Consider the following 11,536-nt stretch of genomic DNA (forward strand, 5'->3'; position numbering starts at 1 on the left):
AACTCCTTGATCGGGGGCTCGGCTAGCGCGACGCGCGGGCCGATCGGATGCGCCGGACAGCAGCAGTGACGCCGAGCGCCACCAGTATAGCGGCGATGGTCACACCCACGAGCGGGACGGTCCCGTACAGGAGCGTGTTCAGGCTCGGCAGCAGCGGCGAACCAGCCTCGGACGGCGGATCCGCGGCCGGGATCTCCGGAAGCGCGACCGGCGATGTCGAGGGTTGCGGCGCCGGCGCCTGCTCTGCCCGACGGTAGATGCGCACCCACTCGGCGAGATCACCCATCGGGTTCTCCGAAACCGCCGGAACGGCGGTGTTCACCGCGGCAGCGGCATCCAACAGTCCGTAGCCGTAGAGCGGGTCGGGCTTCGCCGAGACGCCGGGCACCGCGCGCGCGGTCTTGATGATGCGGTTGATGACGTTGTTCGCGTCGAGCCCGGGGTGCGCCGAGCGCACCAGGGCCGCGACGCCCGCGACGATGGGGGCTGCGCCACTCGTGCCGTCCCATACGACGATGCGTCCGTCGGCGGAAACCCCGAGCAGCCCCTCGCTCGGCGCGGAGATGCCGATCGTGATGCCCTGCGTCGAGGCCTCCTGGCTCGCGAGCCCGCCTCGGTCGACGCCGCCCACCGTGAGCACACCCGGAATCGTCGCCGGCGCTCCGACGCGGTCGGTTCCGGTCCCCCGGTTGCCCGCGGCCACGACGACCACGACGTCGTGGTCGTAGGCGTACTGGAAGGCCGTGTCCCACGACGGGTCCCATTCGAGCAGGTTCGTCGTGAACGAGAGGTTGATGACGTCGGCCCCGTGGTCCACAGCCCACGTCATGGCATCGGCGACCTGCGTGGCGAACGGGATGTCGGAGCTGCCGCCGAAGCCGATCGAGAGCGACAGCAGCTTCGCCTCGGGAGCCACGCCGATCATCCCGGTGTCCGGGCCGGTGCCGCGGGATGCCGCGAGCGAGGCGACCCAGCTGCCGTGGTCGCGGTCGTCGCCTCCCACAGGAGTGCGGCCGTCGGCGCTGCCCGAGCCCGAGAAGTCCGCTCCGGCGGTGACCGCCCCCTCGAACTCGGCCGGTCCGCGTCCGATGCCGGTGTCGATGACCGCGATCGTCGTACCTGCACCGCGCGTGGTCTGCCACGCCGTGCGGATGCCGTAGTCGTCGAGCCAGTACTCCGCCTGACGCGCGGGGTCTGTCGGAGGCACCACCGCACCGGCCGTCGTCGTGGTGACGACGAGCACGCCGACGACGGCCGCGCGCAGAAGCCGCCCGACGCGCCGCGTCACGCGGCCACCCGGGGGTTCGCGCACGTGCACCGCTCGGGCGACCAGGTGGATCGCTCCAGCGCGAGGTCGCCGATGGGGTTGACCCCCGGCCCCGCCGCGAGGGCGTGGGCCGCGACGGCGTGCAGGCACTTGACGCGCGTCGGCATGCCCCCGGCGGAGATCCCCGCGATCTCTTCGACCTCACCGTACGCGGCGCGGTCGGCGAGGTACTTCTCATGGGCGCTCCGATAGGCCGCGGCGATGTCGGAGTCGTCGGCCAGCAGGTCGGAGAGCTCGCGCATCACGTGGGTCGCCTCGAGGGCCGACATCGCGGCGGTGGCACCGGGGTGGGTCAGGTAGTAGAACGTCGGGAACGGCGTGCCGTCGGGCAGCCGCGGCTCGGTCGACACGACCGTCGGGTTGCCGCACACGCAACGCGCCGCGATCCCGACCACGCCGCGCATCGGGCGTCCCAGCTGCTCGCGCATGACCTCGAGGTCGGCGTCGGTCGCGGGCGTCAGAGCGGGAGCAGTCACTCTGACAGGCTACCGTCCGCCGCTGGCCGACTCCTGGGGCGGCACGGCAGCGGTGCTCAGGGGCCGGTGGCTGCCGTTCGAGCGGATCCGCTGGTCACGACCGAGCGCACGAACTGCGACATCCAGTCGGTGCGGGTGCGTTCGACGTCGCTCGAGACAGCGGCCGGATCATCGGGCAGGGCGGATGCCGGCAGATCGTCGTCGATGAGGTAGACGACCTCGCCGGGACGGACGTAGTACAGGCGCTCGCGCGCCTGCGTCATGATGAAGGCCGGATCACGCCACTGCTCGCGCTCCGCGGAGAGGGCGTCGACCTCTTCCTGGCTGACACGGACCGATTCCTCCAGCGCTGCGATCTGAGCGCGCTGATCGAGGTAGGTGCTGACCGAGGGGACGAGCACGCACGCGGCCAGCACGACGAGCCCGAGCATGATGAAGGCGAAGCCCGACACGCGGATGCCGCCCATCCACTCGCGGACGTCCACCCGCCGCCGGGAACGAGGAGAGGGAGCCGTCGTCTTGACCACGGCTCCCCCTCTCGTCACGTTTCAGCGCAGATCAGCCCTGGAATCGCGGGAACGCAGCGCGGCCGATGAACTCCGCGGCGTCACCCAGCTCCTCCTCGATGCGCAGAAGCTGATTGTACTTCGCCACACGCTCCGATCGCGCGGGCGCGCCGCTCTTGATCTGACCGGCGTTGACCGCCACCGACAGGTCGGCGATGGTCGTGTCCTCGGTCTCACCCGAACGGTGCGAGAGCATCGTCGTGTAGCCCGCACGGTGAGCGACCGCGATCGCGTCGAGCGTCTCGGACAGCGTGCCGATCTGGTTGACCTTCACCAGCAGCGAGTTGGCGGCCTGGCGGCGGATGCCGTCGGCCAGGCGCGCCGGGTTGGTGACGAAGAGGTCGTCGCCGACCAGCTGCACCTTGTCGCCGAGCTTCTCGGTGAGGGCGGTCCAGTTGTCCCAGTCGTCCTCGGCGAGGGCGTCCTCGATCGTGACGATCGGGAAGTCGTTGACGAGCTGCACGTAGTAGTCCGTCAGCTGCTCGGCGTTCCAGTCCTTATTGTCGAGGCGGTAGACGCCGTCGTTGAAGAACTCGGTCGCCGCGACATCGAGGCCGAGGGCGATCTCGGAGCCGGGCTTGAAACCGGCCTTCTCGATCGCCTTGACGAGGAACTCGAGGCCCTCGCGGTTGCTGGGCAGGTCGGGCGCGAAGCCGCCCTCGTCGCCGAGACCGGTGGCGTAGCCGGCGGCCTTCAGCTCGCCCTTGAGGACGTGGTAGACCTCGGTACCCCAGCGCAGCGACTCGCTGAAGGTCTCGGCGCCGATCGGCGCGAGGAAGAACTCCTGCATGTCGATGCCGTTGTCGGCGTGCTCGCCGCCGTTGATGACGTTGAACAGCGGCACGGGCAGGACGTGCGCGTTCGGGCCACCGAGGTAGCGGAACAGCGGCAGGTCGGCCGAATCGGCGGCCGCCTTGGCCACGGCGAGCGAGACGCCGAGGATGGCGTTCGCGCCGGTGCGCGACTTGTTCTCGGTGCCGTCGGTCTCGATGAGGATCTCGTCGATGATGCGCTGCTCGCTCGCGTCGACGCCCTCAATGGCGGGGCCGAGCTCGTCGATAACGGCGGTGACGGCCTTGAGCACGCCCTTGCCGCCGTAGCGGCTCTTGTCGCCGTCGCGGAGCTCGTACGCCTCGAACGCGCCGGTGGATGCGCCGGAGGGGACGGCCGCGCGCTGGACGATGCCGTCGTCGAGGAGCACCTCCACTTCGACGGTCGGGTTGCCACGCGAATCCAGAATCTCGCGTGCGCCTACAGCCTCGATCAGTGCCACAGGGGTACTCCTTGCTTGTGGAGGGTGAGTCGTGGAGCGTCGTCGGTCCACTCTGAGTCTAGTGATGACCGGAGCCGCCGCCACCGGGTCTGCCGGGACTATGACGCGGGGTCGACTCGCAGCGCGATCGCGAGCCCGTCCCAGCCCTTGAGATCGAGCGTCTGCAGCGCGGTCGCCTCGAAGCGCGGATCACGGGCGAGCATCTCGAGTCCTCGGCGGGTGCCGGCCACCTGCTCGTCCTCCGTCGCCGGGTCGCTGACGCGGCCCGCACGCACGACGTTGTCGACGACGACGATCGCGCCGGGCCGGGTCAGCCGCGCGGCGTGATCGAGGTAGATCGTGTTGGATTCCTTGTCGGCGTCGATGAAGACCAGATCGAACTCCTCGTCGACGTCGGGGAGCACGTCCGCGCCGCGTCCGACGCGCACCTCGACGCGGTCGTCGACGCCGGCGCGCGCGATGCTCGCTCGGGCGACCTCCGCGTTCCGGGGCTCGGCCTCGATGGTCAGCAGCCGTCCGTCCGCCGGCAGGACGCGCGCCATCGCGATCGTCGAGAAGCCGCCGAGCGTGCCGATCTCGAGGACCCGCCGAACGCCACCGATCCGGATGAGCAGCTGCAGGAGCTTGGCACTGAGCGGTGAGACCTCGATGGCGGGAAGCCCGGCCTCGCGTTGATCGGTGAGGGCGGCATCCAGATCCGGATCGGGCGTGACGAGAGTCGCCGTCAGGTACGCGTCGGTACGCCGCCAGCTGTCGGGAGTGGGGTCGGTCGTCATGCTCTCAGCCAACCGCACGGCGTCCGCGCGCGCCAGCATCCGCTCCGCCATCACCTCGTCGAGGGCGGCGGCGACCGCCGGGAGCAGCGCGTCAGCGGTGCGCCGGTACCCGAGTGCGCTCGGGTGGAATCGGTCGAGGGAGAACATCTCGTCCGGATTGTCGACGAACACCGGTCCCACAGCGCGGCGGAGTGAGACGACCCGCGCGCCGGCTGCCCGCGCCGCGGTCTCCTGAGCCTGCGCGAGCGCCCGCGACGCCCGCGATGCGAAGCTCCGCAGCGGCTGCGGGACCGGTCGGAGGGCCCCGAGGTCCGGACAGGTGCCCACCACGACCGCACACCCCCGAGCGCGCAACGTCTCGACGGCGTCGGCGAGGCTGCGAGCCGCGTCAGCGGCGGGGATGCGGTGCGTGACGTCGTTGCCGCCGACCACGATCACCGCGACATCGGCTGCGGCATCGTCGCCGAGTGCTGCGATCTGGTCCGGCAGCGTCGAGGACTCCGCGCCCACGACGGCGCCGGTCCGGAGCCGCACGGGGCGGCGCGCCCGCTTCGCCAGTCCGCGCGCGAGCCGTCCGCCGAGAGTGTCTTTCCGACGCTCGGCCCCGAGGCCCGCGGCGAGCGAGTCGCCGAGCATGACCAGACGCACCGGCTCGCCCGCATAGGAGCGGCGCCACAGCCGGTCGGCGTCGAGGGCGAGCTCACCCAGGGGCTTGCCGATTCGCTCTCGCGCGAGCGCGGCCTGCCGTGCCAGCACGACGCCCGAGGCCAGCGCGACGGCTCCAGCCGAGAGAACGGCGCCGCCGACGGCCGCGGCGATGCGCACGACAGGTGTGGTCATGACGCCAGCACAACATCGTCGAGTGAACGGGCGCGGAAGACTATCCGACGCTCGCGCGAACGACGTCGGGAGTCCCTCAGCCGATCGGGCGTGGCTCGACCGATCCGACGTCCTCCCCCGCACGCAGCGTGACGAAGGCGGCGTAGCCGTCGGCAGCGGCGCGCTCGAGCAGCGCCTTGAGGTTCTTCGGGCGCTGCTCGAGCCGCACCCGCGAACCGGTCGCGAGAAGGTGTGCCTTCGCGGCGAGGAGTTCGGGCAGCGGCACGTCACGATCGTGGACGAGCACGACGCCGGTGCGGTCATCGCCCGCCGACGAGCCCAGCAGGTCGACGAGCCGCTCGAACCCCAGCGAGAAGCCCACGGCCGGCACGTCCGAGCCGAGGAACCGGCCGATCATGCCGTCGTAGCGGCCGCCCCCGCCGAGCGAATACGACACCGAGGGGTGCGCCAGCTCGAAGATCGTGCCGGTGTAATAGCCCATGCCCCGCACGAGGAACGGGTCGAAGACGAGCGGCACCTCGGTCGACCCGCCCCGCGCCGACCGCACGGCCTCGCCGATGCCGACGAGGTGCGAGATCACGTGGTCGCCCACGCCCTCGGGAAGTCGCGAGCGGATGCCGTCGGCGTCGAAGGCCGCGGCATCCGACTGCGGGCGGCGAAGGAACGCCTCGAACGCGTCCGCGGCGGCCGGGGTCGCACCACGCTCGCGCAGCTCGGCTACGACGCCGTCCGTCCCGAGCTTGTCGAGCTTGTCGATCGTGATGAGCACTCCCGGGCGCTCGGACTCGGCGAACCCGAACGTCGCGAGCATCGCATCGAGCACGCGCCGGTCGTTGATGCGCACCGACGCACCGGTCAGCCCGAGCGCGTCGAGAGCGTCGAGGCTCGCCGTCATCAGCTCGGTCTCCGCTCGCGAGGTCGCGTCGCCGATGATGTCGATGTCGCACTGCACGAACTGCCGGTAGCGACCCTTCTGCGGCCTCTCGGCGCGCCACACCGGCGCGATCTGGATCGCGCGGAACACCGTGGGCAGCTCGGCACGGTGCGAGGCGTAGAAGCGGGCGAGCGGCACCGTCAGGTCGTAGCGCAGCCCCAGATCGGTGAGCGCGGCAGGGTCGTCCGCCGCGGCACGGATGCCGTCGGCGTCGAGTCCGCGCGCGAGCACGTTGTAAGCGAGCTTCTCGTTGTCGCCGCCGATTCCGGCGTGCAGACGTCCGTACTCCTCCATGACGGGTGTCTCGATCTCGTCGAAGCCGTGCGCTCGGTAGCGCTCGCGGACGACGGCGAGAACGCGCTCGCGGCGGGCTTTGTCGGCGGGAAGGAAGTCGCGCATGCCGCGCGGCGGGTTCACGGTGGGCACCGTCCTATCCTTCCAGGTCGGCGGCGGCGCCACTGGTGCCCTCGGCCTCGCGGATGTCGGCGCCCAGGGTGCGCAGTCGTTCGCGCAGGGCGCGCTCGGCATCCCAGCCCTGGGCGCGGCCGTGAGCGACGAGCGCGAGCAGCGCGTCACCGAGCCCGGCTTCGTCGGCGGGCGGTTCCGCGGGTGGCGCCGGTGCGGCCGACAGGACGGATTCCGACTTGGCGAGCATCTTCTGGGCCAGGGCGAGCGTCGGCATGTGGGCGGACACTCCGTCGAGCAAACTCGTGCGCGCACGCTTCTCGGCCGACTTCGCGGCGTTCCAGAGCACGAGCACCTGCTCGGGAGTCTCGGCCGTCGCGTCGCCGAAAACGTGGGGATGCCGCCGCACCATCTTCTCAGTCAGACCCCGGGCGACGTCGTCGATGTCGAACGGATCGGATGCCGCACGCGACGCGATCTCAGCGTGGAAGAGCACCTGCCACAGCAGGTCTCCGAGCTCCTCCCGGAGGTCGTCCACCGTGCCCGCCTCGACGGCATCCACCACCTCCGCCGACTCCTCGATGAGGTACGGGACGAGATCGCGATGGGAGATCTGCGCCGTCCACACGCATCGGTCGCGCACGGCGCGCATCGTCTCGGCGGCGTCACGCAGCGGATCGGACATCGGGCTCCTTCGTACGGGACGGTCCCAGGCTAGCCCCGCCGTAACACAGCGGCAGCCGACGGCGCGTGTGTGACGCCCGTGTCAAAGCGCGGTCGCGCGTGCCAGTACTTTGGAGGCATGCGCGAGCTGACCCGAACCGAAGCCATCGATCTCGTCGGCCGATACGAGGCCGAGCAGGAGATCCCCGAGGCGATGCGCGCCGACGTGCGGATGCTCGGCTCGATGCTGGGCCAGGTGCTGCGAGAGAGCGGCTCGCCCGGCCTCTTCGACGACGTCGAACGCCTGCGAGGCGCCACGATCCAGGCGTACACCGACGACTCCCCCGAGGCATTCGAGCGCGCGGCAGCCATCGCCGAGTCGTTCAGCGTCGCGCGTGCGGACGAGGTGGCACGCGCCTTCACCGTCTACTTCCACCTCGTGAACCTGGCCGAGGAGCACCAGCGCGTGCGCCTCCTGCGCGAGCGCGCGGGCATCTCCGATCAGGACAGCGCGAGCGACTCGATCCCCGCCGCGTACGCGCAGCTGTCGTCCGAGGTGGGCGAGGACGAAGCGGCGCGCCGGCTGCGCGAACTGCGCTTCCACCCCGTCTTCACGGCGCACCCCACGGAGGCACGTCGCCGCGCGGTCTCGCAGAGCATCCGGAGGCTCGTGACCCTGCTCGAGACGCTCGAGAACTCCGCTGCCGGTGGCGCCGAGCACCGACGGGCCCGCCGCCGCATGCTCGAGGAGATCGACACGCTCTGGCGCACGTCGCCGCTGCGCGCCGAGAAGCCGACGCCGACCGACGAGGTCCGCGCCGTCATGGCCGTGTTCGACGACACCCTCTACACGACGATCCCGCTGGTCTACCGTCGTCTCGACGACGCCCTGCAGGGCGAGGTCGCCGGCAGCCGTCCCCCGGTGGTGGCGCCGTTCGTGCGTCTGGGTACATGGGTCGGCGGCGACCGTGACGGGAACCCCTTCGTCACCGCGTCGGTCACGAAGAAGGCCGCCGGCATCGCCGCCGAGCACGTGCTCCTCGGCCTTGAGCGCAGCACCGAGCGCGTCGGCCGCGGATTGACCATGTCGGGAGACACGACGCCCCCGAGTCCCGCGCTGCGAGCACTGTGGGATCGCCTCGCCGCGTCCGACGACGAGGGCGCCGCCGACGCCGTGAAGCGCGCCCCCGGGGAGCACCACAAGCGCGTCATGATGCTGCTCGCACGCCGCATCCGCGCCACCCGTGCGCGCAACGCCGACCTCGCCTACAGCGACCCCGAGGAGTTCCTCGCCGACCTGCGTGTCGTGCAGAGCTCGCTCGACGAGGCCGGCGCCAAGCGCCAGGCCTTCGGCGCGCTCCAGCAGCTGATCTGGGCCGTCGAGACCTTCGGCTTCCACCTCGCGGAGCTCGAGGTCCGGCAGCACTCCGCCGTCCACGCCAAGGTTCTCGCCGAGTGCGAGGCGGGCGGCGAGCTGAGCGATCTCGCGAACGAGGTCCTGGAGGTCTTCCGCACCATCTCGCAGGTGCAGAAGCGCTTCGGCCCGCGGGCCGCGGGCCGCTACATCGTGTCGTTCACGCAGTCGGCGGACGACCTCGCGAACGTGCACGCCCTCGCGCGTCACGCCGTCGGTCCCGACGGGACCCCGCCGGTCCTCGACGTCATCCCGCTGTTCGAGACCTTCGCCGATCTGCAGGCAGCTCCCGGAATCCTCGCCGAGATCGTCGACCACCCGGCGTTCGCCGCGCGCCTCGAAGCCACCGGCCGGCGCCTGGAGGTCATGCTCGGCTACTCCGACTCGTCGAAGGACGTCGGACCGGTCGCAGCCAACCTCGCCCTCTACGAGGCGCAGGCACGCATCGCCGCATGGGCGCAGGAGCAGCGCATCGAGCTCACTCTGTTCCACGGCCGCGGCGGCGCTCTCGGCCGCGGCGGCGGGCCCGCCAACTCCGCCATCCTCGCCCAGCCGCCGCACTCGGTCGACGGTCGCTTCAAGCTCACCGAACAGGGCGAGGTCATCTTCGCCCGCTACGGCGACCCCGACATCGCCCTGCGCCACATCGATCAGGTGGCCGCCGCGATCCTGCTCGCTTCCGCGCCGTCGATCGAAGAGCGCAACAGCCGAGCCGCCGAGCGGTATGCCGACGTGGCGGCGACGATGGATGCCGCCTCGCGCGAGCGCTTCTTCTCCCTCGTGAAGGCACCCGGGTTCGCCCCGTGGTTCGCCGCCGTCACGCCGATGGAGGAGATCGGCCTCCTCGCCCTGGGCTCGCGCCCGGCGCGCCGCGGGTTGTCCGTCGAGTCGCTCGAAGACCTGCGCGCGATCCCGTGGGTCTTCGCCTGGACGCAGGCGCGTATCAACCTCGCGGGCTGGTTCGGGCTCGGAACCGCACTCGAGGCGGTCGGAGACGAAGCGCTGTTGCGTGAGGCGTACCAGCAGTGGCCCCTGCTGCGCACGGTCATCGACAACGTGGCGATGAGCCTCGCGAAGGCCGACCCGCGCATGGCTCGTCGGCACCTCGCGCTCGCCGACCGCGATGATCTCGCACAGCTCGTCGTCGACGAGATGCTGCTCACCCGCGACTGGGTCGTGCGCATCGCGGGAGGCGACGGTCTGCTCGCCAACAAGCCCGTGCTCCAGCGCGCCGTGAAGATGCGCAGCCCGTACGTCGACGCCCTCTCGCTCCTGCAGCTGCGGGCGCTGCGTGTGCTCCGCTCGACCGAGCAGGACGCACCCACCCCGCCCGAGTGGCAGCGCCTGCTGCTCATCACCGTCAACGGCGTCGCGGCGGGCCTCCAGAACACCGGGTGATCGTCATATGGCCGGGCGCGCACCGTCGTGCCCGCTAGCGTGGATCGGGTCCCGCCCGCTCGGCCAGAAAGCTCCACCATGACCGAACACCACGCTCCCCTGCCCTCCTCCGTTCAGCCGGTCTTCGACACCGTCCTCCAGCGCAATCCGCACGAGCCCGAGTTCCAGCAGGCCGTGCACGAGGTGCTCGAGGCGATCGCGCCGGTCGTGGAGGTCCAGCCCGAGCTCGCGCGCGACGGCATCCTCGAACGTCTGGTCGAGCCCGAGCGACAGATCATGTTCCGCGTGCCGTGGCTCGACGACGCCGGCACCGTTCGCGTCAACCGCGGCTATCGCGTGCAGTTCTCCTCAGTGCTCGGACCGTACAAGGGCGGGCTGCGCTTCCACCCGACCGTGAACCTGTCGATCGTGAAGTTCCTCGGCTTCGAGCAGATCTTCAAGAACGCCCTCACCGGTCAGGGCATCGGCGGCGCCAAGGGCGGCAGCGACTTCGACCCGCACGGTCGCTCGGATGCCGAGATCATGCGCTTCTGCCAGTCGTTCATGAACGAGCTGTACCGCCACCTCGGCGAGCACACCGACGTCCCGGCCGGCGACATCGGCGTGGGTGCGCGCGAGATCGGGTACCTCTTCGGGCAGTACCGCAAGATCACCAACCGCCACGAGTCGGGCATGTTCACGGGCAAGGGCGTGCAGTGGGGCGGGGCCGAGGTCCGCACCGAGGCGACGGGCTACGGCGCGGTCTTCTTCGCGCAGGAGATGCTCGCCGTCGCGGGCGACTCGCTCGAGGGCAAGCGCGTCGCGGTGTCGGGTTCGGGCAACGTCGCGACGTACGCCATCGAGAAGGCGTACCAGCTCGGTGCGACCCCGATCACGGCATCCGACTCGTCGGGCACCATCGTCGACGAGGACGGGATCGACCTCGCCGTGCTCAAGCAGGTCAAGGAGATCGACCGCCGACGCATTTCGGCGTACCTGGATCACCGGCCCCGCGCGACGTTCATCGAAGGTGGCCGCCCGTGGCGCACCGCGGTCGACGTCGCCATCCCGTCCGCGACGCAGAACGAGCTCGACGGAGACGACGCCCGCGCGCTCGTCGACAGCGGCGTCCGGGTCGTCGTCGAGGGAGCCAACATGCCCTCGACCCCCGAGGCTGTCGATGCGTTCCGTGCGGCCGGAGTGCTCTTCGGCCCCGGTAAGGCGGCGAACGCGGGCGGTGTCGCGACATCCGCGCTGGAGATGAGCCAGAATGCGTCGCGCCAGCGGTGGGGCTTCGCCGACAGCGAGAACAAGCTCCGCGAGATCATGAAGAACGTCCATGACGCCGCATTCGCGGCCGCGGAGCGCTACGGCCACCCGGGCGACTACGTCGTCGGGGCGAATGCGGCCGGGTTCGAGCGCGTGGCACGCGCGATGCTCGCCCAGGGCGTCATCTGACGCTGCCGCGGGGCCGGGCGGGGTGCG

9 protein-coding genes and 1 pseudogene are annotated in these 11,536 nt (G+C 71.0%); 2 read left to right on the forward strand and 8 right to left on the reverse strand.

Annotated features, from left to right (window positions below):
- Positions 1 to 22: 22 nt before the first annotated feature.
- From VC184_RS08665 to VC184_RS08700, 8 genes and pseudogenes are all read right to left on the reverse strand, one after another.
- Positions 23 to 1,288 carry a S8 family serine peptidase gene (locus tag VC184_RS08665; protein ID WP_323985782.1) on the reverse strand — a complete coding sequence of 422 codons (1,266 nt, stop codon included), beginning with the start codon at positions 1,286 to 1,288 and terminating at the stop codon, positions 23 to 25.
- Entirely contained in the window at positions 1,285 to 1,755 is a 471-nt protein-coding gene (locus VC184_RS08670) for a DUF501 domain-containing protein (RefSeq protein WP_274178046.1), read from the reverse strand. The genes VC184_RS08665 and VC184_RS08670 overlap by 4 nt, the downstream gene beginning before the upstream one ends.
- A 104-nt stretch (positions 1,756 to 1,859) precedes the next feature.
- Positions 1,860 to 2,330 (reverse strand): FtsB family cell division protein, encoded by a 471-nt coding sequence (locus tag VC184_RS08675; protein WP_240309863.1) that lies wholly within the window; start codon positions 2,328 to 2,330, stop codon positions 1,860 to 1,862.
- 31 nt (positions 2,331 to 2,361) lie between these two features.
- Entirely contained in the window at positions 2,362 to 3,642 is a 1,281-nt protein-coding gene (gene eno, locus VC184_RS08680; RefSeq protein WP_274177992.1) for a phosphopyruvate hydratase, read from the reverse strand.
- A 98-nt stretch (positions 3,643 to 3,740) separates the two neighbouring features.
- Entirely contained in the window at positions 3,741 to 4,418 is a 678-nt protein-coding gene (locus VC184_RS08685; RefSeq protein ID WP_112618045.1) for an O-methyltransferase, read from the reverse strand.
- 144 nt (positions 4,419 to 4,562) lie between these two features.
- Positions 4,563 to 5,258: pseudogene (locus tag VC184_RS08690) on the reverse strand (SGNH/GDSL hydrolase family protein); the annotation flags it as partial.
- A gap of 76 nt (positions 5,259 to 5,334) precedes the next feature.
- Positions 5,335 to 6,591, reverse strand: a complete 1,257-nt coding sequence (locus VC184_RS08695) for a histidine--tRNA ligase (protein ID WP_323987751.1) — start codon at positions 6,589 to 6,591, stop codon at positions 5,335 to 5,337.
- Between the two features lie 31 nt (positions 6,592 to 6,622).
- Entirely contained in the window at positions 6,623 to 7,282 is a 660-nt protein-coding gene (locus VC184_RS08700) for a MazG family protein (protein WP_323985784.1), read from the reverse strand.
- A gap of 117 nt (positions 7,283 to 7,399) precedes the next feature.
- Here VC184_RS08700 and VC184_RS08705 point away from each other — a divergent pair, with 117 nt between their 5' ends.
- Both VC184_RS08705 and gdhA read left to right on the forward strand, forming a co-directional pair.
- The gene (locus tag VC184_RS08705) at positions 7,400 to 10,072 is read left to right on the forward strand and encodes a phosphoenolpyruvate carboxylase (protein WP_323985786.1); all 2,673 of its coding nucleotides are present in this window, start codon (positions 7,400 to 7,402) and stop codon (positions 10,070 to 10,072) included.
- A gap of 78 nt (positions 10,073 to 10,150) precedes the next feature.
- Positions 10,151 to 11,509, forward strand: coding sequence for an NADP-specific glutamate dehydrogenase (gene gdhA, locus VC184_RS08710; RefSeq protein WP_112618012.1), 1,359 nt, complete (start codon positions 10,151 to 10,153; stop codon positions 11,507 to 11,509).
- The last annotated feature ends 27 nt before the right edge of the window (positions 11,510 to 11,536 follow it).

This window comes from Microbacterium plantarum (assembly GCF_035231185.1).
GTDB lineage: Bacteria > Actinomycetota > Actinomycetes > Actinomycetales > Microbacteriaceae > Microbacterium > Microbacterium plantarum.